General features: G+C 57.6%; 17 protein-coding genes. All 17 read left to right on the forward strand.

From position 1 onward, the window contains the following. Positions 1–65: 65 nt before the first annotated feature. The 17 genes from B5E84_RS00005 to B5E84_RS00085 all read left to right on the forward strand — a co-directional run bounded on the left by B5E84_RS00005 (position 66) and on the right by B5E84_RS00085 (position 22762). Positions 66–935, forward strand: coding sequence for a DUF1266 domain-containing protein (locus tag B5E84_RS00005; protein WP_087217506.1), 870 nt, complete (start codon positions 66–68; stop codon positions 933–935). 369 nt (positions 936–1304) lie between these two features. After that, the gene (locus tag B5E84_RS00010) at positions 1305–2438 is read left to right on the forward strand and encodes an aldo/keto reductase (protein ID WP_087217508.1); all 1134 of its coding nucleotides are present in this window, start codon (positions 1305–1307) and stop codon (positions 2436–2438) included. Between the two features lie 3 nt (positions 2439–2441). Then, the gene (locus B5E84_RS00015; protein WP_242963185.1) at positions 2442–3539 is read left to right on the forward strand and encodes an aldo/keto reductase; all 1098 of its coding nucleotides are present in this window, start codon (positions 2442–2444) and stop codon (positions 3537–3539) included. A gap of 107 nt (positions 3540–3646) precedes the next feature. After that, positions 3647–4285 carry a type I phosphoribosyltransferase gene (locus tag B5E84_RS00020; protein WP_087217510.1) on the forward strand — a complete coding sequence of 213 codons (639 nt, stop codon included), beginning with the start codon at positions 3647–3649 and terminating at the stop codon, positions 4283–4285. Positions 4286–4739: 454 nt separating this feature from the next. Next, positions 4740–5954, forward strand: coding sequence for a hypothetical protein (locus B5E84_RS00025; protein WP_087217512.1), 1215 nt, complete (start codon positions 4740–4742; stop codon positions 5952–5954). Positions 5955–6180: 226 nt separating this feature from the next. Then, on the forward strand, positions 6181–7395 hold the full coding sequence (locus B5E84_RS00030) for a metal-dependent hydrolase family protein (RefSeq protein ID WP_087217514.1): 1215 nt from the start codon (positions 6181–6183) through the stop codon (positions 7393–7395). 16 nt (positions 7396–7411) lie between these two features. After that, positions 7412–8626, forward strand: coding sequence for a metal-dependent hydrolase family protein (locus B5E84_RS00035; RefSeq protein ID WP_087217516.1), 1215 nt, complete (start codon positions 7412–7414; stop codon positions 8624–8626). Positions 8627–9011: 385 nt separating this feature from the next. Further along, positions 9012–10382: a UPF0236 family transposase-like protein gene (locus tag B5E84_RS00040; protein WP_204248514.1), complete on the forward strand. Its 1371-nt coding sequence runs from the start codon at positions 9012–9014 to the stop codon at positions 10380–10382. A 392-nt stretch (positions 10383–10774) separates the two neighbouring features. Then, a complete protein-coding gene (gene pyrH / locus B5E84_RS00045; protein WP_087217519.1) occupies positions 10775–11476 on the forward strand; it encodes a UMP kinase in 702 nt (233 codons plus the stop codon). 12 nt (positions 11477–11488) lie between these two features. After that, complete coding sequence (gene frr / locus B5E84_RS00050; protein WP_087217521.1) at positions 11489–12046, forward strand: ribosome recycling factor; 558 nt, start codon at positions 11489–11491, stop codon at positions 12044–12046. An 85-nt stretch (positions 12047–12131) separates the two neighbouring features. Further along, on the forward strand, positions 12132–12857 hold the full coding sequence (locus B5E84_RS00055) for an isoprenyl transferase (RefSeq protein ID WP_087217523.1): 726 nt from the start codon (positions 12132–12134) through the stop codon (positions 12855–12857). A 19-nt stretch (positions 12858–12876) separates the two neighbouring features. Next, positions 12877–13689: a phosphatidate cytidylyltransferase gene (locus tag B5E84_RS00060; RefSeq protein ID WP_087217525.1), complete on the forward strand. Its 813-nt coding sequence runs from the start codon at positions 12877–12879 to the stop codon at positions 13687–13689. A 41-nt stretch (positions 13690–13730) separates the two neighbouring features. Next, positions 13731–14873 (forward strand): 1-deoxy-D-xylulose-5-phosphate reductoisomerase, encoded by a 1143-nt coding sequence (locus B5E84_RS00065; protein ID WP_087217527.1) that lies wholly within the window; start codon positions 13731–13733, stop codon positions 14871–14873. Between the two features lie 4 nt (positions 14874–14877). Beyond that, positions 14878–15933, forward strand: coding sequence for a M50 family metallopeptidase (locus B5E84_RS00070; protein WP_087218180.1), 1056 nt, complete (start codon positions 14878–14880; stop codon positions 15931–15933). A gap of 24 nt (positions 15934–15957) precedes the next feature. Beyond that, complete coding sequence (ispG, locus tag B5E84_RS00075; RefSeq protein ID WP_087217529.1) at positions 15958–17049, forward strand: flavodoxin-dependent (E)-4-hydroxy-3-methylbut-2-enyl-diphosphate synthase; 1092 nt, start codon at positions 15958–15960, stop codon at positions 17047–17049. Position 17050: 1 nt separating this feature from the next. Then, positions 17051–21925, forward strand: a complete 4875-nt coding sequence (locus B5E84_RS00080) for a PolC-type DNA polymerase III (RefSeq protein ID WP_087217531.1) — start codon at positions 17051–17053, stop codon at positions 21923–21925. A gap of 69 nt (positions 21926–21994) precedes the next feature. Further along, a complete protein-coding gene (locus B5E84_RS00085; protein ID WP_087217533.1) occupies positions 21995–22762 on the forward strand; it encodes a hypothetical protein in 768 nt (255 codons plus the stop codon). Position 22763: the final 1 nt, after the last annotated feature.

Genomic DNA, 22763 nt, shown 5'->3' on the forward strand with positions numbered 1-22763 from the left:
CCACCCGCCCCCGCAATATGCTATAATAATCATATCTATCATATTTCTCAAAGGGGGCAGAATCAATGAAACGACATCCATATCTCATCGCCGCCGTCCTGGCGGCATCCATCCTGTTTTCCGCCTTTCCTGCCTACGCTGGATGGAAACAGGAGAACGGCACCTACGCCTACTACGACAAAGACGGCCAGAGGGTGACCAACGAATTCAAAAAGTCAGCCAGCTCCTGGTGTTACCTGGATGAAACGGGCTACATTGTGAAGGACTGCACCAGGGAGATCGACGGGCTGTACTACACCTTCGATCCGGAGGGCCGGTGTGTCATGGATCTGGACGATTTAAGCGGCGTCTTTGTGGCCATCAGCATCGACCAGCAGAAGGCCAATCTGAAGTACAATCCCTACAAAGACGACAGCACCGTCCAGTGGTTCAACGCCACCTGCGCCGTGCTCACCCGCCAGAACAAGGAAAACATCCGGGCTTTCGGAGGCGTGCTGCAAACGGTTGCCTCCGGGCCTGCGGGCGGAGTATCGGCAGACAGCGTCCTGGCCCGCAAAAAGCAGAAGGTCCTGGAGGAGAGCTGGAACGTGACCGGCCGATCATCCGCGGACCGGGTGCTGGAGGAGCTGCTGGCCTCCGGCCGCGTAACCGGTTCCGCCTGGGACTACAGCCGCGCCATGACAAACCTGGGAAATTACTATCAGGCCGGCTACTACACAGAGACCGAGGCCCTGGACAAATCCCTGGAGGTGGCGAAGGAGATCCAGGGGAAATTTGATTCCTGGGATTCCTTCATGGAAAGCTACCTGGCCGGATACGAAACCTGGTCAGGAGATACCTCCGGCACCCGCCGGACCATCTATGAAAACCTGAAGGCCTCCGTGTGGAATCCGTACGCGGTGGACTGGAACCTTGAACTGGTGAAAAGCTGGTAGATCATCGGTAAAAAAAGAAATTGGGGCAGAGGCCGGACAAGGTCTCTGCCCCAAACGCCTATTTGCGAAAGTTTACGGCGGACGGCATTCTGTTCTTGACGCTGGCGTGTCGGGACACGGTTCTGCAAAGCCTCTTATGCGGCCGGGCAGAAACCGGAACCGGACCTGGGCTGAGGATGATGGGGAAATACGCCTACTGGCCACGGCCGGAATATCTGCATTTCATTCCAACCCCCTCAAAAAAACCATTGACTTAAACCCAACTTTAAGTACTATACTGGACATAACCGTTCAACAGATCCGTTCCAGGATTCCCCGCCTTTTGCGGGCGGTTCCGGGAACTGTGAGACAGAAAGAGAGGGGTATATCATGATCTACAAACCATTTCAGGATTTAAAGCTGTCCGCCCTGGGCATGGGCGCCATGAGACTGCCGGTGATCGGCGGAGACGACGGAAAGATTGACGAGAAGGCCGCCGCCGATATGGTGGCCTGGGCCATGGAGCACGGCGTGAACTACTACGACACCGCCTGGGGCTACCACAACGGCCAGTCGGAGCTGGTGATGGGCCGCGCGTTAAAGGCCTACCCCAGAGAGCAGTTCTATCTGGCCACCAAATTCCCCGGCTACGACCTGGCAAACATGGACAAGGTAGAGGAGATCTTCCAGGAGCAGCTGCGCAAATGTGCCGTGGACTACTTTGATTTCTACCTGTTCCACAACGTGTGTGAGATGAACATTGACGCCTATCTGGACCCCAAATACGGCATTTACGACTACCTGATGGAGCAGAAGAAAAACGGCAGGATCCGCCATCTGGGCTTTTCCGCCCACGGCAGCTACGACGTGATGAAACGGTTCCTGGAGGCCTACGGAAACGACATGGAATTCTGCCAGATCCAGTTAAACTATCTGGATTGGAGTTTCCAGGACGCCAAGGGCAAGGTGAAGCTGTTAAAAGAGTACCACATCCCTGTGTGGGTGATGGAGCCGCTGCGGGGCGGAAAGCTGGCCTCCTTGCAGCCGGAGGACGAGGCAGCCTTAAAGGCTCTCCGCCCGGAGGAGAAGGTTCCCGCCTGGGCCTTCCGGTTCCTCCAGTCCATCCCGGAAGTGACCATGATTCTCTCCGGAATGTCCAATATGGAGCAGATGCAGGAGAACATCCGCACCTTCGAGGAGGAGAAACCCTTAAGCGCCAAAGAGCAGGAGACCCTTCTGGCCATCGCCGACGGCATGGTAAACAAGATCGCCCTGCCCTGTACCGCCTGCCGCTACTGTACCAGCCACTGTCCCCAGGGCCTGGACATTCCGGGTCTTCTGGCCCTCTACAACGAGCACTGCTTTACCGGCGGCGGATTCTTAGCCCCCATGGCCCTGTCTGCCATCCCCAAGGACAAATGGCCCAGCGCCTGCGTTGGCTGCCGCAGCTGTGAGGCCGTCTGCCCGCAGCAGATCAAGATTTCCGAGGCCATGGCGGATTTCACCAGCAAGCTGGAGGGCTAATCCATGATGGAGTACAGAAAGCTGCCGCGAGGGACGGAAACCATCAGCGTCATCGGCCTGGGAAACAGCTCCACGGGAACGGCGGGAGAAACGGAAACGGAGGCCGTAGTGGCCATGGCCGTGGAAAACGGGATCAATTACTTTGACCTGGCGGCCTCCGACGCCGTCCCCTTTGAGGCCCACGGCCGGGCAGTGGCCGGGTGCCGGGACCAGGTGTACTTCCAGGTGCATTTCGGGGCGGATTACCGCTCCGGCACCTACGGCTGGACCTTAAAGCTGGAGGACATCAAGCGGTCGGTGGACTGGCAGTTAAAGGCCCTGAAAACGGACTACATTGACTTTGGCTTTCTCCACTGTATCGACGAGGAGGCGGATTTAAAGGAGGCGGAAACTGCCGGCACCATCCGCTACATCAAAGAGCTGCAGGAGGCAGGGGTGGTGCGCCGCATCGGCCTTTCCACCCACACCCCGGTGATCGCCAACAAGCTGCTTGACACAGGGATCCTGGATATGCTCATGTTCAGCATCAACCCCGCCTACGACTACCGCCACGGGGAGTATGCGGTGGGAGAGGTGGACGAACGCCAGGCCCTGTACCGCCGCTGTGAGGCGGAGGGAGTGGGGATCTCCGTGATGAAGGCCTTCAGCGGCGGCCAGCTCTTAAGCGACGCTACCTCCCCCTTCGGAAAGGCCCTGACGGAGTACCAGTGCATCCGCTACGCCCTGGATAAGCCGGGCGTCCTCACCGTGCTCCCGGGAGTGCGGAACAGAGAGGATCTAAAACGGATTCTGGGCTACTTTGAGGCGTCCCCGGAGGAGACGGATTACTCCGTGATCGGGAGCTTTGCCCCGGCGGAGGCGGAAGGCTCCTGCGTGTACTGCAACCACTGCAAGCCCTGTCCCGCCGGCCTGGACGTGGGCCTGATCAATAAGTATTACGACCTGGCAAAGGCCGGCGACGCCCTGGCCAGAGATCACTACGCAAACCTGGAGAAAAAGGCCTCCGCCTGCGTCGGCTGCGGCCACTGCGACCGCCGCTGTCCCTTCCACGTGGTCCAGACGGAGCGGATGAAGGAAATCCAGGAGTATTTTGGGGCGTGAGAGCGCCAAGTTTTCCTTGAGGACCGGCCTGAAATCAGGTATAATAGCCCTATAACCGATCCGGGGCCGCGAACGTCCCGGAAAATCACGGAAGGGGGCTACGATTCATGGAAATGAAGTTTCAGAAGATTACGGCGCCGGGAGTGAGCGTCCCGCTCAAAGTGGCAGGAGGTCATTTCGCCACCAACCACACCCACATCAACTATTACATCGACCTGACCACAGTGAAAAGCCGGGTGAGCGAGGCCAGGGAGGCCGCCGACGTGCTAGCAAGGAACTACCTGACGGGAATGGTGATTGACACCATTGTCTGCCTGGAGGGGACAGAGGTGATCGGAGCCCTTTTGGCGGAGGAGCTGACAAAGAGCGGCCTGCTGTCCATGAACGCCCACAAAACCATCTACGTGATCAAGCCGGAGTACAACAGCAACAGCCAGATCATTTTCAAGGAAAACTACCACCCCATGCTGGAGGGAAAGCACGTCCTGATCCTCACGGGAAACGTGACCACCGGACTGACGGTGAACAAAGGCATTGAGGGCATCCAGTATTACGGCGGCATCATCCAGTGCATCTGCGCCGTATTTACCGCCGTGGACGCCATCGACGGCATCCCGGTGCGGGCCGTCTACGGCATGAGAGAGCTGCCGGATTACCAGTTTGCCGACTACCGCAACTGCCCCATCTGCAAGGCGGGAAAGAAACTGGACGGCCTGGTAAACCCCTACGGATATTCCAAATTGTAAAAAAAGTGTGCGTTTGGCGCATACCCGCGCCGGAGCGCGGCTGCGTCAGCAGCCATATTCCTTTGCGCGACTGCGCGGCAGGGCATTCTTCGAGGAAGGAGAGTGCCCTGCCGTTTCTGCGTATTGTCCCGTCTGATTTCCCCATCCTTTCTCCCGTCTGACGATGCTTTCTGAAACAACCATTCTATGGGAAACCGTCTCCTTTTTGGCAGAGAAATCGTTTCTTTGGTAGAAAGACCGTTTTTTGAATCCCTTTTAAACCGTTAAAAACCGCTTTCCAAAAACTTTGCTCAAATACTAAAATTGAGACCAATTCAAAAAAACTTTTTCACTTCAAACTTCAAAAGTGCTTTACACCAACGCTTTAAAGTGCTATACTTTCAAAAGCCGGTCCTTCCGGCCGGGAATCCGGAAGGCGGAAATACAGACAGAAAGAATTACAAGAGGTATAGGTATGAGTATGGAATCACTGTGGACCCCGTTGTTTAGTTTTATGGTATTTGCCCTGGTATTTGGCCTGTTCGGCGACGCGATCGCCTATAAGACCAAGGCCGTGGTATCCGCCGTTATCGTCGGCTGTCTCTGCTATCTGGCAGGGTTTCTCACGGGAGTCATCCCCACAAACTCCATTGACAGCACCGGCTTAACCACGGTGATGAATTCCTTCGGTATTGCCATGATGATCACCAACTTAGGCACCATGATCAACTTAAAAGAGCTGATCCGGGAGTGGAAGACGGTGTTAGTGGCCTGCGCCGGCCTGGTGGGCATCGCCGTGATCGCCTTCACCGTGGGCACCTGGCTGTTTGGAAGGGAGTACGCCCTCTGTTCCGCGCCGCCGATTTCCGGCGGAATTATCGCCACCATTCTCACTTCCAACGCGGCAAACGAAGCGGGACGCCCCGATCTGGCGGCCTTTGCCACCCTGGTCTGCTCCCTGCAGATGTTCGTAGGCCTTCCCGTGGCCTCCAAGTGCCTGAAAATGGAGGCGGCCCGCCTGTTAAAGCTGGACGCTGCGGCCGTGCGCAAGCAGGAGGAAAAGAAAGGCGGAAAAGAACTGAATCTTCGCGTTATCAAACATATGCCGGATTGGATGCAGACCTCCGGAATCATCATGTTTAAGCTGGCCTTCGTGGCCGTGTTCGCCTCCTGGGTATCGGCCCTGACCAAGCTGCCCGGCGCCAGCCAGCCCATTTTAAACTCCAGCATCGCCTACCTGATCTTCGGCGTGCTGTTTACAGAGATCGGTTTTCTGGACCGGGATTCCCTCCAGAAGGCCAATGCCTTCGGTATTTTCATGCTGGGCACCCTGGCCATCCTGCCGGGCAACTTCGGCTCCGTGACCATTGAGTCCCTGATCGACATGATCATTCCTCTGGTGGGAATGCTGGTGTTCTGTTCCATCGGAATCGCCGTGCTGTCCGTAGTAGCCGGAAAGGTTCTTGGCTATTCCGCTCCCATCTCAATTGCAGTGGGTATCACCGCCTTGTTTGGTTACCCCTGTACCCAGATCGTGACGGAGGAAGTGGTAAAGACCATCGATGCCACCCCGGATCAGAGGGAGATGCTCCATGTGGCCCTTCTTCCCAAAATGCTGATCGGCGGATTCACCACCGTTTCCGTGGCATCTGTGATTTTTGCCGGGATCATTGTCCCGATGATATTCTGACCATCCGTTTCCCGGCTCCCCGCCCCAGCAGGGCGGCGGGCCGGGAAACTGTTTTTCTACGCCATAGGAAACTGCGTCTCCTATGGCACAAAAGCCTCCTGTGGGAGGCGCACTCCGCGCAGAGGAAGATGGCTGTTTACGCAGCCGCGCTCCGGAGCGAATGTGCGCTATGCGCACATTTTTCTATAATTCGTAAAATCCACTCAGAAGGGAGAGTTTCAGGTATATGAAAAAAACAGTGTTAAAATGCGGCCTGCTCTTTGACGGGACCAGTGAGACCCCGTTGGAAAACATGGCCGTGGAAATCGAGGGAAACCGGATTGTCCGGGTGTCCCCCTGGGCAGAGGCGGAAAAAGCGGAGGCGGAGGTGGTGGACCTCTCCAGCCGTTTCGTTATGCCGGGCTTAATTGACGCCCATGTCCATGTGAATATGGACGGGGAGCCGAACATTGACGGAATCTACCGGCAGACGGAGGGGGAGCTGGCCCTTCGCTCCATGGTGCGGGCGCAGAAGGATCTCATGGCCGGATTTACCACCATCCGGGACGAGGGAGCCGTGGGCTTTACGGACGTGGCTGTCCGGGACGCCATTGACAGCGGTTTCATCTCCGGCCCCAGGATGTTTGTATCGGGGGTGGCCATCAGCTCCACCGGCGGCCACGGGGATACGGACTTTTCCCCGGCAGTCTCCGGCGGCAGTTTCGGCACCATTGTCAACAGCCCTGACGAGGCCAGAAAGGCGGCCCGCTACACCTTCAAATACGGGGCGGATCAGATCAAAATTATGGCCACCGGCGGCGTTATGAGCAACGGGGACGAGCCGGGAGCGCCGGAGTTAAGCTTTGAGGAAATGAAAGCGGCCCTGGACATTGCCAACAGCCGCGGCCGCATTTCCTCCGCCCACGCCCACGGAGCGGAAGGAATCAAAAACGCCATCCGCGCCGGCATCACCTCCATCGAGCACGGAATGCTTATCGACCGGGAAGGGATGGAGATGATGAAGGAATACGGGGTGTATCTGATCCCCACCATCATCGCCGCCCACCGCATCGTGGAATTCGCGGAAGGCGGCCGTCTGCCGGAGTGGATGGCCCGCAAGGCGAAACAGTGCCTGGAAAACCACGGGGCGCATTTAAAAGAGATGCTTGCCATGGGCGTAAAAATCGGGTTTGGCACAGACAGCGGCACCGCCTTCAACCGTCACGGGGAGCAGGCCTTTGAGTTTGAGCTCATGACCCGCTGCGGCTTTACCCCGGCCCAGGCCCTTCTGGCGGCCACCAGGGTGAACGCGGGCCTCTTAAAATGGGAGGACCGGATCGGCACCATTGAGGAACACAAGCTGGCGGACATCGTGGCCTTTGACCGGAATCCGCTGGAGGACATCACCGCCATGATGGACTGTGCCTTCGTCATGAAGGACGGGACCATCTACAAGCAGTAAACGGGGAGGAGAGAGCATGAGACAGGTAGTAATATGCGGCCATCTGTTCGACGTCCGGGAAAAAGCGTTCCGGGCAGGGGCCAACGTGTACATAGACGGAAACCAGATTGAAAAAGTGGAGTACGGAAAAGAGCCGGAGGAAGGCGTGGAACGAGTGGATCTTTCCGGAAAATACGTGATGCCAGGCTGGATCGACTGCCACGTCCATCTGAGCATGAACGGAGAGCCGGACGGCGTCACTCCCATGGCTTACGCCACCGACGGGGCCCTGGCCATCAAGGCCTATGTCTATGCCATGAGGGACCTTATGGCCGGTTTCACAGGCATCCGGGACGAGGGCTCTGCCGGATTTGTGGACATTGCCCTGCGGGATATGATCGAGAGCGGTGTGGTAAAGGGGCCCAGGATCTTCTGCAGCGGAATGCCCTTAGGCACCACGGGAGGCCACGCAGACTCCCATTTTAACCCCTATATCGAGGGGCGCAGCTCCATGGGCATCATCGTGGACGGCCCGGATGCCGGCCGCGCCGCCGCACGGGAGAACTTCAAGCGGGGCGCCGACCAGATCAAGCTCATGGCCACCGGCGGCGTCATGTCCATGGGAGACGACCCCGGGGCCCCGGAGTTCACCCTGGAGGAGATGCGGGAGATCTGTAAGGAGGCCAAGCGGAAAGGGAAGATCACCAGTGCCCACACCCACGGAACCCTGGGAATCAAATGGGCGGTGGAAGCGGGAGTGGACACCATCGAGCACGGCACCATGCTGGACGAGGAAGGGGTGCAGATGATGCTGGAGCGGGGCACCTGGCTGGTTCCCACCTTAAGCGCCCCCTACAACATCATGAAACACGGCGTGGAAGCCGGTATCCCCAAGGAGAACGTGGACAAATGTGCCATGGTGGCGGAGCGCCACCGCAAATCTACGAAAATGGCCTACGAGGCCGGCGTAAAGATCGCCTTCGGCACCGACACCGCCACTCCCTTCAGCACCCACGGCTCCCAGGCCCTGGAGTTTGAGCTCCTGGTGGAGGACGGATTTACCCCGGAGGACGCCATTCTCTCCGCCACGAAAAACGCCGCTGAAATGCTGGGCTGGAGCCATAAGGTAGGCGCCGTGGAGGCTGGAAAGCTGGCAGACCTGGTGGCGGTGGACGAGGATCCCATCGCGGACATCCGGGCGCTCCAGCGTGTTTCCTTCGTGATGAAGGACGGAGAAATTTTCAAGCAGTAAGCGAAACAGACGGCAGACACCCGCCGGAGGCGCGTTCCGCGCAAAGGGAAATGGCTGCTGGCGCAGCCGGGTTCCGGCGCGGGTCTACGCTGCCGCGCGTACTGACGGAATCGTTTGCCCCTTTGGCTGCCCGAAGGGTTCCCGTGCCTCCGGCGCGGAGCCCGGCGGATAAAGGGGCAGATATGATCCATAAATAAATCAGCCGCTGCCATGGGCAGTTTTCTTTGACAGAATCCCGCTTTTTGGGATTCTGTTTTTCTTTGTTCTGTCTTAGAGTATAATTATTATTGGTAAAAATAAAGGGAAGGAGCAAAAAACCCCTTCCCAATCATACAGATTTGTCTTATTGTTTAGTTGACGAGAAAAAACATAAGGAGTCTGCATGATGAATTTAATGATAACGGAAAATGGCGTAACTTTCAAGGATTTAGAGAAAAATATTTATGCGTGGGTCTGCCAGATTGGGCGTCAGTTCACCCAGGAATTCCTGGAGCGGTATGACCGGTTGCTGATGGAAGACCGTGATCGGAAAAAATACCGGAATAAAGGAGTTCGCCAGACGACTGTAAAGACGGTATACGGGGAAGTGACATACCGCAGAACGGTCTATGAGACCGTGGAGGAAGAAGGCACCAGACGTTTTGTATATCTATTGGATGAGACACTGGAGCTGGCAAATGTAGGGTTGATCTCATCCAACATGGCAGAACTGCTGGTAAAAGGCATCACAGAACTGTCCTACCGGGAGTGCGCGGCCAAAGTCAGTGAAATGACCGGCCAGACCATCAGTGCGATGGGGGTATGGAATGTCATACAGGCATTGGGAGAACAGGTCTGTGAGGAAGAAAAAGAACTGACTGAGGAGTACAAAAAGGGCCATATAAAAGGAGAAAAAGAGAGTCCGGTTCTGTTCGAAGAAACAGATGGGGTATATATCCGTCTGCAAGGGAAAGACAGAAAGAGGATGGGACAGGATAAAGCGGAACTGAAAGTAGGAATTGCGTATTCTGGCTGGAGAAAGACCGGCCTGGACCGCTATACCCTGGAAGACAAAGTGGCTGTGGCAGGGTTTTCGAAAGCAAAGGAGTTCCACGAATACCGGGAAGCGCAGATCGCACAGACCTTTGATTTGGATTTCGTCGAGCAGAGGATTTTAAACGCGGACGGAGCAGCGTGGATTAAAATGGTAAAGAATAAGAGCACCTGTTTCCAGCTGGATCCATTTCACCGGAATAAAGCAGTGCGGGAAAAAATCCATCATCCGGCGGCACAGCGTGCTATATTGGAACTATTAGAGGAAGAAAAGGAGATAGAGGAAACAGAAGAACTGATCCGGTATTATGAGAATAATCGGGAGGGCCTGCTGCCTTATCAATCCCAGGGCTTAGAACTGCCGGAAAGCCCGGAAGGGGTAGAATACCGGAATATGGGGACAATGGAAAACCATACATGGAGTATCATTGCCAGACGGATGAAACACGGACACAGAAGTTTCAGTATACGCGGAGGGAACCATCTGGCAAAGATTCTGGCGAAAAAATGCAGTGGAAAGCTGTATGAGGTAACAGAGCGGTTGAAGAAACCGATATTGGAACAAGAAAAGACAGAATTAATCTGTGAAGAAATCCTTACTGCGGCGAAAGCGCCGAGAAAAGAAGGGAAAGGGTATGACTATCCAGCAATCGGCCATGTCGTAGGATTGGAAGGAAAAATCCAAGGAGACAGGAAATGGCTGCTGCATCTGGCAGGATATTAAAGCTGGAATAAAGATAAAAATCCCACCAGGATTACAGGAAAAGACAAATCGAAAAAAAGTGCCAACGATTACTTGACAGAGACTTGTTCTGTTTTCTTCTCGCAAACCGCTTTTCAAACGTCCGGGAATATGATATACTTTTCAAAGTAAACGGATATGACCGCTAACGCGGTCATCACGAAATCATGAAAGCCAGATGGCTCCACGCCTACGGCGTTCCCGCCATCTGCCGACGGTATTCGAAATCCGGGCTACCGCCCTACTTTCTCATACCGTCTTGCCCGTCTGATGCCGATATATCTGTGCGCGAGCGCGCCCATCTATATCGTCGCCATCCGGGGCTTTCAGAGTAAAATCCCGCGCAGGGAAAAAGACAACCGGAGAGGATGAACATGAAAACAAACCGAGTATTGTTAAAACTCAGCGGCGAGGCGCTTGCCGGACCGAAGAAGACAGGCTTTGATGAGGAGACGGTCAGAGGCGTGGCCAGACAGGTAAAGGCCTCCGTGGACCAGGGGGTCCAGGTGGGAATTGTCATCGGCGGCGGCAATTTCTGGAGAGGCCGCACCAGCAACGCCATCGACCGCACGAAAGCGGACCAGATCGGAATGCTGGCCACAGTGATGAACTGCATTTACGTGTCGGAGATCTTCCGGGCAGAGGGCATGAAGACGAAGATTTTCACCCCCTTCCTCTGCGGCTCCATGACGGAGCTGTTCTCCAAGGACAAGGCCAATATATGCTTTAAAAAGGGAATGGTGGTATTTTTCGCGGGAGGGACGGGACATCCCTACTTCTCCACCGATACGGGCATCGTGCTCAGGGCCATTGAGATGGACGCGGACTGCATTCTGTTAGCCAAATCCATTGACGGCGTGTACGACAGCGATCCCAAGTTAAATCCCGACGCCAAGCGCTACGACACCATTTCCATCGAGGAAGTGATCGAGAAAAAGCTGGCGGTGGTGGATCTGACCGCTTCCATCATGTGCATGGAGCACAAAATGCCCATGGCTGTATTCGATCTGAACGAGGAAAACAGCATCGCGGACGCCATGACAGGAAAAATAAACGGCACGGTAGTGACCGTATAACTAGGAGGAATTATGGATAAGGAAAAATTACAGGTTTACGAGCACAAGATGAACAAATCCCTGGAGACGCTGCAGAACGAGTACGCCTCCATCCGCGCCGGACGGGCCAACCCCCACGTTCTGGACAAGCTGAAGGTAGACTACTACGGAACTCCCACCCCCATCCAGCAGGTGGGCAACATTTCCGTTCCGGAGGCCCGCATGATCGTGATTCAGCCCTGGGAAAAGAGCCTGTTAAAGGGAATTGAGAAAGCGATCCTCACCTCCGACTTAGGCATCAATCCCACCAACGACGGTTCCGTGATCCGCTTGGTATTCCCGGAGCTGACGGAGGAGCGCAGAAAAGAGCTGGCCAAGGACGTAAAGAAAAAAGGCGAGGCCACAAAAGTGGCGATCCGCAATGTCCGCCGGGATGCCAACGACGCGTTTAAGAAGATGGAAAAGGCAGACGAGATTTCCGAGGACGATTTAAAAGAGGCGGAGGAGAAGATCCAGAAGCTGACAGATAAGATGATCGCAGAGGTGGACAAGGCTGTGGAGGCCAAGACCAAGGAGATCATGACCGTATAATACATGGACAATCAGGGGGCGGGCGAATGAGACCGCCCCTGTTTCCCGTTTTGCCGCATATGCGGGAACGAGTAGCGGAGGAAGAATGGAAAATATGGAACATATGGTGATTCCGGAGCACGTGGCCCTGATTCTGGACGGAAACGGCCGCTGGGCCAAAAAACGAGGGCTCCCCAGGACCATGGGGCATAAGGAGGGCTGCGTCACCGTGGAGAAAACGGTGGAGCTGGCGGCCCGCATGGGGATCAAGTATCTGACGGTGTACGGATTTTCCACGGAGAACTGGAAACGGTCCGTGGAGGAAGTGGGAGCGCTCATGCAGCTGTTCCGCTTTTACATGGTGCGCCTGTTAAAGATCGCCAAGGCCAACAACGTGAGAGTGAAAATGATCGGCGAAAGAAACCGGTTTGACAAGGATATTGTGGAGGGGATCAACCGCCTGGAGCGGGAGACGAAGGACAATACCGGCCTGACCTTCATCATCGCCGTCAACTACGGCGGACGGGACGAGATCGTGCGGGCCGTGCGGAAGATGGCGGCGGATCTGGAAACCGGAGCCTTGCAGAAGGAGGAGATCACGGAGCAGAGCCTGGCCTCCTACCTGGACACGGCGGGGATCCCGGATCCGGACCTGCTCATCCGCACCAGCGGGGAGCTGCGCCTGTCCAACTACCTGCTGTGGCAGCTGGCCTACACGGAGATCTACGTCACCGACTGCCTGTGGCCGGATTTTGACAAAGAGGAATTAGAAAAAGCCATTGCGGCGTACAATAAAAGAGACAGAAGATTCGGCGGTGTAAAGGCCACGTAGGACCGAAGGGAGGAGTAGGATGTTTACGACAAGGCTCATAAGCGGGATCGTCCTGGTGGCGGTCGCCCTGGCGGTGGTGATCACCGGCGGGCCGCTTTTGTTTGCGGTCACCTGTGCCATCTCCATGGTGGGGCTGTTTGAGTTTTACCGGGTGCTCTCCATCGAGAAAAAAGCGGTGGGCATCGCCGGATACGTCATGGCACTGGCTTATTTTGCCCTCCTCTGGTTCGGGGGAAAGCTGTATCTGGAGCTGGTGGTGATCCTGGCGGTGCTGGTGTTCATGACCATCTACGTGGTCACCTTTCCCGACTACAAGACGGAGGAGGTGACGGGGGCGTTCTTCGGCGTGTTTTACGTGCCGGTGATGCTGTCCTACCTGTACCAGACCAGGATGATCCCCGACGGGAAATACCTGGTGTGGCTTATTTTCTTAAGCTCCTGGGGGTGCGATACCTGCGCCTACTGCGTGGGGATGCTGTTTGGAAAGCACCGCCTGGCCCCGGTACTAAGCCCGAAAAAGTCCATTGAGGGCGCTGTGGGCGGCGTGGTGGGAGCGGCCCTTCTGGGGCTGATCTACGGGGCGGTGTTCGGCGGCCATATGCTGGAGGTGGATAGCCCTCTGCTGGCCTGTGCCGCCGCCTGCGCCATCGCCGCGGTGATTTCCCAGATCGGCGATCTGGCCGCCTCCGCGGTCAAGCGCAACCACGACGTGAAGGACTACGGCCATCTGATCCCCGGCCACGGGGGCGTGCTGGACCGGTTTGACAGTATGCTGTTTACGGCTCCGGCCATTTACTTTGCGGTAAACTTTCTGGCAGTGAGTATTTTATAGGCGGCAGGCATTCTGCCGGATGCAGAATAGGAGAGTAACATATGAAACGAATTTCGATCCTCGGTTCCACCGGCTCCATCGGCACCCAGACCCTGGAGGTGGTGGAGCAGAACAAAGATCTGGAGGTGACGGCCCTGGCGGCCGGCAGCAATATTGCCCTTTTAGAGGCCCAGATCCGGAAATTCCGCCCCTCTCTGGCGGCGGTGTGGTCGGAGGAAAAGGCGAAGGAGCTTAAGGCGCGGGTGGCGGACGTTCCCGTAAAGATCGTTTCCGGCATGGACGGCCTTCTGCAGGTGGCCACGGAGCCGTTGTCCCACATTCTGGTGACAGCGGTGGTGGGCATGATCGGCATCCGTCCCACCATTGCCGCCATTGAGGCGGGAAAGGACATCGCCCTGGCCAACAAGGAGACTCTGGTGACGGCAGGGCATCTCATCATTCCGCTGGTAGAGGAAATGGGGGTGCGGCTGCTGCCGGTGGACAGTGAGCACAGCGCCATTTTCCAGTGCCTGAACGGGGAAAAGAACAATAAAATCAGCAAGATCCTGCTCACCGCCTCCGGCGGGCCGTTCCGCGGCCGCACCAGGGAGCAGATGAAGGACATCCAGGTGGAGGACGCCTTAAAGCATCCCAACTGGGCCATGGGGCAGAAAATCACCATCGACTCCTCTACCATGGTGAACAAGGGCCTGGAGGTGATGGAGGCCAGATGGCTGTTCGGCGTGGGGATGGATCAGGTGCAGGTGGTAGTGCAGCCCCAGAGCGTGATTCACTCCATGGTGGAGTTTGAGGACGGGGCGGTGATGGCTCAGCTTGGCACCCCGGACATGAAACTTCCGATCCAGTACGCCCTTTGCTATCCGGAGCGCCGCCCTCTGCCGGGAGACCGTCTGGATTTCTGGAAACTGAAGGACATCCGCTTTGAGGAGCCGGATTTTGAGAATTTCCGGGGTCTGGCTCTGGCCTACCAGGCGGGAAGGACGGGCGGTTCCCTGCCCACCGTGTTCAACGCGGCCAACGAGCGGGCAGTGAGTATGTTTTTAAATCGGAAAATCGGGTATCTTACCATAGTGGACATCATTGAGGGCGCCATGGAGCGCCATAAGGTGATCCCGCACCCGTCTGTAGAGCAGATCCTGGAGGCGGAGCGGGAGACCTACGACTATATAGAAAGCAGGTGGTAATTTGCTGAATATCATAGCGGCGATCCTGGTGTTCGGACTGATCGTGCTGGTGCATGAGTTCGGACACTTCCTGCTGGCGAAGGCAAACGGCATCGGTGTGGTGGAGTTTTCCATCGGCATGGGGCCCAGGCTGATGAGCCGGCAGAAAGGGGAGACGCGGTACTCCTTAAAACTCCTTCCCTTCGGAGGTTCCTGCATGATGCTGGGAGAGGACGAGAAGGAGACAGACCCGAAAGCCTTTAACAACAAGCCGGTCTGGGCGAGAATCTCCGTGGTATTTGCCGGCCCGGCCTTTAACTTTATTCTGGCCTTCCTGTTCGCGGTGATCATCGTCATGAACATGGGCTATCAGAAATTTTGGATCGACGGCGTGACAGAGGGGTCTCCGGCGGCGGAGGCCGGCCTGCAGCCGGGAGACGTGATCACGAAGGTGAACAGCCGCAAAATCGACGCCTACGAGGACGTCCAGGTCTATATGCTTGCAAACCCCGGCGAGACCCTGCGGGTCCGCTATGAGCGCCCGTCGGAGGACGGAACCTCCTGGGAGACGAGAGAGACGATGGTCACCCCGGAGTATTCGGAAACAGAGGGGCGCTATCTGATGGGCGTCACCTTCACCGGCCAGTACGTAAAGCCGGAGAGCCTGGGAGAGGTAGTTTACTACAGCGCTTATCAGGTGAAATACTGCATCACCTCCACCTTTGACAGCCTGAAAATGCTGTTTACCAGGCAGGTAGAGGTGGACGAGGCGGTGGCCGGTCCGGTGCGGATCGTGGCCATGATCGGGGAGAACGTGGAGGAGAGCCGGGAGATCGGCGTTTCCGTCATGCTCCTCACCCTGTGCTACTGGTGCCTGATTTTAAGCGCCAGCCTGGGGATTATGAATCTCCTTCCCCTGCCGGCTTTGGACGGCGGACGGCTGGTATTTCTCCTTTTGGAGGCCGTGCGGGGAAAGGGCATCGACCAGGAAAAGGAGGGCATGGTCCATATGGCCGGCCTGCTCCTTCTCATGGTGCTGATGATATTTGTACTGTTTAACGATATACGGAGCTTTTTCTGACGGAGCGGGGGATCCCGCCCGCAGATGGAGGGAGAAAGGGAACATATGAGAGAGCATACGAAAGTCGTGCGGATCGGAAACGTGGCCATCGGGGGAGGAAACCCGGTGGCCATCCAGTCTATGTGCAACACGAAAACAGAGGACGTGGCGTCCACCGTCAGCCAGATTCTTAGGCTGGAGCGGGCCGGCTGTGAGATCATCCGGGTGGCGGTGCCCACCATGGAGGCGGCAAAGGCCTTAAGGGAGATCCGCTCCCGCATCCATATTCCCCTGGTGGCGGACATCCATTTCGACTACCGTCTGGCCATCGCCGCCATGGAAAACGGGGCGGACAAAATCCGCATCAATCCCGGAAACATCGGCAGTTCCGACCGGGTCCGGGCTGTGGTGGAGACGGCGAAGGAGAGGAATATCCCCATCCGCGTGGGAGTAAACAGCGGTTCCCTGGAAAAGGAGCTGTTAGCCAAATACGGCGGTGTGACGGCGGAGGGACTGGTGGAGAGCGCCCTCCAGAAAACGGCCATGATCGAGGACATGGGCTATGACAACCTGGTGATCAGCATCAAGTCCTCCGACGTGATGATGTGCGTAAAGGCCCATGAGCTCATCGCCTCCCGGACAGACTATCCCCTGCACGTGGGCATCACCGAGGCCGGCACCGTAGCCTCCGGAAATATCAAATCCGCCGTGGGCCTGGGGATCATTCTCCATGAGGGCATCGGCGACACCATCCGCGTTTCCCTCACCGGCGACCCGGTGGAGGAGATCAAATCCGCCAAGCTCATCCTCCGCACCCTGGGACTGCGGAAAGGGGGGATTGAGGTGGTTTCCTGCCCCACCTGCGGCAGGACCCGCATCGACCTCATCGGCCTGGCAAACCAGGTGGAGAGCATGGTGACGGAATTTGACGACCTGGATGGGGTGAAAGTGGCCGTTATGGGCTGCGTGGTAAACGGCCCCGGAGAGGCCAGGGAGGCGGACATCGGCGTAGCCGGCGGCATCGGCGAAGGCCTGCTCATCAAAAAGGGGGAGGCGGTGCGCAAGGTGCCGGAGGGCGAGCTGCTCTCTGTCCTTCGCGGGGAACTGGAGGAAATGCGCCGGGAGAGAAGGAAATAGAATGGCAAAGACGTTTTTGGAGGTGTTTCCGGATTTACATATCACGGAGGACCTAAGGGAGCTTCTGAACCTGGTGGAGGTGGAAAAAGTGGCCTCCAACCGGGACCGGAGCTCCATCCGCATTTATATCGTCAGCCCGCGGCTGATCCATAAAAAGAATATATTGGATCTGGAACGGGGTATCCGGGACCAGCTGTTTCCCGGAAAGCAGCTCTCCGTAAAAATCATGGAGAAGTACCGCCTTTCCAGCCAGTACACCCCCCAGAAACTGCTGGACATCTACAAGGACAGCCTGCTGCTGGAGTTAAAAAACTACAGCATTATCGAGTACACCATTCTGCGGAAGGCAGAGTGCACCTTCCCGGAGCCGGACCTCCTCCACATGACGGTGGAGGACACCATGGTCAACCGGGAGAAGGCGGGGGAGCTAAAGCGGGTGCTGGAAAAGGTGTTCCACGAGCGCTGCGGCCTGCCGGTGGAGGTGCAGTTCCAGTACGTGGAGGCGAAAGAAAATCCGCTGATGAAACAGAAACAGCACCAGCTGGCCAGGGAGGTGATGGAGATCACCCTGCGCTCCGCCGTGGGAAACGCCCTGGTATCCAGTGGCGGATACGGGGCGGAAGGCTCCGGTGCGGCCGGAGGGAGGAAGGACGTTAGCAGTTCCGTGGGAAACGGCGGTTCCTCCTTTGGCTCCTTCGGCCATGGAACGGACGCGGCGGCACAGGGAGTGTCCGCGCCAGGCGGACATCCCCAGGAGGCCCCCGGCGCTCCGGACGAGTTCTGGGACCGTGCCATGGCCATGGCCGGGGACAGCTACGTGCTACCGGAGGGGGCGGAGCCGGCTCCCTGGGATGAGACTCCCGGAGGGGTTTCTGCCATCGGTTCTGGGGGCAGCTCTGCCGTCGCGGCGCCGGGAGCGGGAGCGGCCGGAGCGGCTTTCCCGGCCGGAGCAGCCGGAATGGCTGGAGCCGCTGGAAAAACCGGGGCAGCCGGAATATCCGGCGTCGGGCAAGGAAAACCCCCCACGCCCAAAACTGCCTCCCCGTCAGCCTCCCGCACCGGCCGTGACGGCGGCCGGGAGGGATTCCGCAAAGGCGGCCGCAGCGGGTTCCGCAAAAACGACTCCGGCCGTGGGGAGTTCCGCAAGGCCTACCGCCGCTCCGACAATCCCGACGTGCTCTACGCCAGGGATTTTGAGGGGGACGCGGTGGAGATTGACAAGATCGACGGAGCCATCGGCGAGACGGTGATCCGGGGAAAGATCATCCACAAGGACAGCCGGGAGCTGCGCAGCGGCAAGACCATGCTCATGTTTGACGTGACAGATTTCACCGACACCATGACCGTAAAGATCTTCGCCGAGGGCGAGGCCCTGGAGGATTTGAAAAACGCCGTCAAGGAGGGCACCTTCGTCCGGGTCAAGGGCGTGATCACCATTGACAAATTCGACGGGGAGCTGACCTTAAGCTCCGTGGTGGGCATCAAAAAGAGCGAGGATTTCACCGGCAAACGGATGGACAACAGCCTGGAAAAGCGGGTGGAGCTGCACTGCCACACGAAGATGAGCGATATGGACGGCGTCTCTGAGGTGAAGGACATCATCAAGCGGGCGAAAAAGTGGGGGATGGACGCCATCGCCGTCACGGACCACGGCTGCGTCCAGGCCTTCCCCGACGCCAACCACGCGTTGGACAAGGGGGACGAGTTCAAGGTCATCTACGGCGTGGAAGGCTATCTGGTGGACGACTTAAAGCAGCTGGTGGAACACCCCAGGGGCCAGTCCTTCGACGGGGATTTTGTGGTGTTTGACTTAGAGACCACAGGCCTCAGCCCGGAGAAAAACAGGATCATTGAGATCGGTGCGGTGAAGGTGGCAAACGGGGAGATCGTGGACCGGTTCAGTACCTTCGTAAACCCGGAGGTCCCCATCCCCTTTGAGATCGAAAAGCTCACCGGCATCAACGACGCCATGGTCATCGGCGCGCCGAAGATCGAGACGGTGCTGCCGGAGTTTTTAGCCTTCTGCGGGGACGCGGTGCTGGTGGGCCACAATGCCGCCTTCGACGTCAGTTTCGTGGCCCACAACGCCGCCAGACAGGACATCCCCTTCGAGCCCACGGTGTTAGACACCGTCTCCATGGCCCAGCACCTGCTGCCCAATTTAAACCGCTATAAGCTGGACACGGTGGCCAAGGCCTTAAACGTGTCCCTGGAAAACCACCACCGGGCGGTGGACGACGCCGGGGCCACGGCGGAGATCTTTGCCGCCTTTGTGAAAATGCTCCGGGACCGGGGCGTAAACGACGTGGACGCCTTAAACGCCATGAGCCAGATGTCCGTGGAGATGATCCGCAAAATGCCCACCTACCACGTGATCATCCTGGCAGACAGCGACGAGGGCCGGGTAAACCTATACCGGCTGGTGTCCTTCTCCCACCTGGAATACTTTTCCAGGCGGCCCAGGATCCCCAAGAGCCTGCTGGAAAAATACCGCAAGGGCTTGATCATCGGCTCCGCCTGCGAGGCGGGAGAGCTCTACCAGGCCCTTCTGCGGGGGGCCTCCGACGCGGCCATCGCCAGGCTGGTGAATTTTTACGACTACCTGGAGATCCAGCCCCTGGGGAACAACGCCTTCATGCTGAAGGATGAAAAGAGCACGGTGAAATCCTGGGACGATTTGATCGAGATCAATAAGAAAATCGTGGATTTGGGAGAGAAGTTCGGAAAACCGGTGTGCGCCACCTGCGACGTCCATTTCCTGGACCCGGAGGACGAGATTTACCGGCGCATCATCATGGCGGGGCAGGGCTTTAAGGACAGCGACGAGCAGGCCCCCCTGTACCTGCGCACCACGGAGGAAATGTTAAAGGAATTTGAGTACCTGGGCCCCAATAAGGCCTACGAGGTGGTGGTGACCAACACCAGGATGATCGCCTCCCGGTGCCAGAAGATTTCCCCGGTGCGGCCGGATAAATGCCCGCCGGTGATCCCCGACTCCGACAAGACCCTGCGGAAGATCTGCTACGACCGGGCCCACGAGATCTACGGGGAAAACCTGCCGGAGATCGTAGTGGCCAGGCTGGAGCGGGAGCTAAACTCCATTATCAGCAACGGCTTTGCCGTGATGTACATCATCGCCCAGAAACTGGTGTGGAAGTCCAACGAGGACGGCTATCTGGTGGGCTCCCGAGGTTCCGTAGGTTCTTCCTTCGTGGCCACCATGTCAGGAATCACGGAGGTAAACCCCCTAAGCCCCCACTACATCTGTCCCAACTGCCACTACTACGATTTCGACTCCGAGGCGGTGCGCCAGTGCGACGGCCTGGCCGGCTGCGATATGCCGGACCGCACCTGCCCCGTCTGCGGGAAACCGCTGAAAAAAGAGGGATTTGACATCCCCTTTGAGACCTTCCTAGGCTTTAAGGGCAACAAGGAGCCGGATATTGACCTGAATTTCTCCGGAGAGTACCAGAGCAAGGCTCACGATTACACGGAGGTCATTTTCGGAAAAGGCCAGACCTTCCGTGCGGGGACCATCGGCACCCTGGCGGACAAGACGGCCTACGGCTACGTGAAAAACTATTTTGAGGAGCACGGCGTCCGCAAGCGCAACTGCGAGATCAACCGCATCGTCCAGGGCTGCGTGGGCGTCCGGAGGACCACGGGACAGCACCCGGGAGGCATTATCGTGCTTCCCCTGGGGGAGGAAATTTATTCTTTCACCCCGGTGCAGCACCCGGCAAACGATATGACGACCTCCACCATCACCACCCATTTTGACTATCACTCCATCGACCACAACCTGTTAAAGCTGGACATTTTAGGACACGATGATCCCACCATGATCCGGATGCTTCAGGACCTGACCGGACTGGATCCCGTAAAGGACATTCCTTTGGATTCCCCGGAGGTGATGAGCCTGTTCCAGAGCACGAAGGCCCTGGGGGTGGAGCCGGAGGACATCGGCGGCTGTCCCTTAGGAGCTCTTGGCGTGCCGGAGTTTGGAACGGACTTTGCCATGCAGATGCTCATCGACACCAAGCCGAAGTATTTCTCCGACCTGGTGCGCATCGCCGGCCTGGCCCACGGCACCGATGTGTGGCTGGGAAACGCCCAGACTCTCATCCAGGAGGGAAAGGCCACCATTCAGACGGCCATCTGTACCCGTGACGACATCATGGTGTACTTAATCCGTATGGGGTTAGACCAGGAGCTCTCCTTCACCATCATGGAGAGCGTCCGGAAAGGAAAGGGCTTAAAGCCGGAGTGGGAGGAGGAGATGGTGGCCCACGGCGTGCCGGACTGGTACATCGGCTCCTGCAAAAAGATCAAATATATGTTCCCGAAGGCCCACGCGGCGGCTTACGTGATGATGGCCTGGCGGATCGCCTACTGCAAGGTGTTCTATCCCCTGGCCTACTACGCCGCCTTCTTCTCCATCCGGGCCAGCGGGTTCTCCTACGAGCTCATGTGCCAGGGGAGAGACCGGCTGGAATACTATCTGGACGACTACAAAAAGCGTTCCGACACCCTGTCTCAGAAGGAGCAGGCCACCCTGCGGGATATGCGCATCGTGCAGGAAATGTACGCCAGAGGCTACGAGTTTTTGCCCATCGACGTCTACCGGGCCAAGGCCAGGCATTTCCAGATCATCGACGGAAAGCTGATGCCGTCCCTATCCAGCATCGACGGACTGGGGGAGAAGGCGGCGGACGCCATCGTGGACGCGGTGATCGACGGGCCCTTCCTCTCCAAGGAGGACTTCCGCAACCGCACCAAGGTGAGTAAGACCATCTGCGACCTGATGGCCGATTTGAACATCTTAAGCGGCCTGCCGGAGAGCAACCAGCTCTCCCTGTTCGACCTGGTGGGATAGGCCGGGCCGTCCGGATAGAATACGGTATCCTGTATACAAAAAAGATAAAAACGAAAAGAGGGATTGGAAATGACAGCAGCCATCTATTTTTCTCCCACCTGGACCTCGAAAAAGGGGGCGGAGGCCATCGCCGCGGAGCTTGCAGGCGGCGGGGAAGTGGTCTCCCTGGACGTGACCCGGTTTGACGCCAGACCGGAGGTCACGGAGTTTTCCCCGGAGGATCTGGTGGTGTTCGGGGCGCCCGTCTACGGCGGCCGCCTCTACCGCGGTTCCAAGGAGCGTTTCCGGGCCTTTCACGGAAACAAAACGCCCTGCGTCATCACTGTCACCTACGGAAACCGCCACTACGATGACGCATTGCTGGAGCTTTTTGACCTGGCAAAAGAGCTGGGCTTTCGCCTGGTGGCGGCAGCGGCCCTTATCGGACAGCACACCTACGGCCAGATCCAGGTGGGACGTCCGGATGAGGCGGATCTGGCGGAGGACCGTTCCTTCGCCGCGCAGGTAAAGGAAAACCTGGCCGCCGGCCGTTTTCTGGACACGGTGCCGGGAAACCGTCCCTACGTGAAGGGGGACGAGGGCGGAGGAGGAGGCCATTTCCATCCCCTCACCGCCGGGGAGTGCAGCCGCTGCGGCCTCTGCGCGGCGGAGTGCCCGGAGGGGGCCATCGCCCCGGACTGCGTGACCATTGACCCGGCAAAGTGCATTGCCTGTTTCCGCTGCATCCGCATCTGTCCGGAGCAGGCCAAGAACATGAATGTTCCCGCCTACTTAGAGTTCGCGGAAGGGTTTACCCAAAAGCTGGCGCAGCCCAGAAAAAACGAATACTTCCTGTAAC

The organism is Lachnoclostridium sp. An14 (assembly GCF_002160755.1).
Lineage (GTDB): Bacteria > Bacillota > Clostridia > Lachnospirales > Lachnospiraceae > Lachnoclostridium_A.

Bases quoted from the DNA above. Each gene is read 5' to 3' on its own strand.
- B5E84_RS00005 (WP_087217506.1), top strand. From the start codon at position 66: ATGAAACGACATCCATATCTCATCGCCGCCGTCCTGGCGGCATCCATC.
- B5E84_RS00010 (WP_087217508.1), top strand. From the start codon at position 1,305: ATGATCTACAAACCATTTCAGGATTTAAAGCTGTCCGCCCTGGGCATG.
- B5E84_RS00015 (WP_242963185.1), top strand. From the start codon at position 2,442: ATGATGGAGTACAGAAAGCTGCCGCGAGGGACGGAAACCATCAGCGTC.
- B5E84_RS00020 (WP_087217510.1), top strand. From the start codon at position 3,647: ATGGAAATGAAGTTTCAGAAGATTACGGCGCCGGGAGTGAGCGTCCCG.
- B5E84_RS00025 (WP_087217512.1), top strand. From the start codon at position 4,740: ATGAGTATGGAATCACTGTGGACCCCGTTGTTTAGTTTTATGGTATTT.
- B5E84_RS00030 (WP_087217514.1), top strand. From the start codon at position 6,181: ATGAAAAAAACAGTGTTAAAATGCGGCCTGCTCTTTGACGGGACCAGT.
- B5E84_RS00035 (WP_087217516.1), top strand. From the start codon at position 7,412: ATGAGACAGGTAGTAATATGCGGCCATCTGTTCGACGTCCGGGAAAAA.
- B5E84_RS00040 (WP_204248514.1), top strand. From the start codon at position 9,012: ATGAATTTAATGATAACGGAAAATGGCGTAACTTTCAAGGATTTAGAG.
- pyrH (WP_087217519.1), top strand. From the start codon at position 10,775: ATGAAAACAAACCGAGTATTGTTAAAACTCAGCGGCGAGGCGCTTGCC.
- frr (WP_087217521.1), top strand. From the start codon at position 11,489: ATGGATAAGGAAAAATTACAGGTTTACGAGCACAAGATGAACAAATCC.
- B5E84_RS00055 (WP_087217523.1), top strand. From the start codon at position 12,132: ATGGAAAATATGGAACATATGGTGATTCCGGAGCACGTGGCCCTGATT.
- B5E84_RS00060 (WP_087217525.1), top strand. From the start codon at position 12,877: ATGTTTACGACAAGGCTCATAAGCGGGATCGTCCTGGTGGCGGTCGCC.
- B5E84_RS00065 (WP_087217527.1), top strand. From the start codon at position 13,731: ATGAAACGAATTTCGATCCTCGGTTCCACCGGCTCCATCGGCACCCAG.
- ispG (WP_087217529.1), top strand. From the start codon at position 15,958: ATGGAGGGAGAAAGGGAACATATGAGAGAGCATACGAAAGTCGTGCGG.
- B5E84_RS00080 (WP_087217531.1), top strand. From the start codon at position 17,051: ATGGCAAAGACGTTTTTGGAGGTGTTTCCGGATTTACATATCACGGAG.
- B5E84_RS00085 (WP_087217533.1), top strand. From the start codon at position 21,995: ATGACAGCAGCCATCTATTTTTCTCCCACCTGGACCTCGAAAAAGGGG.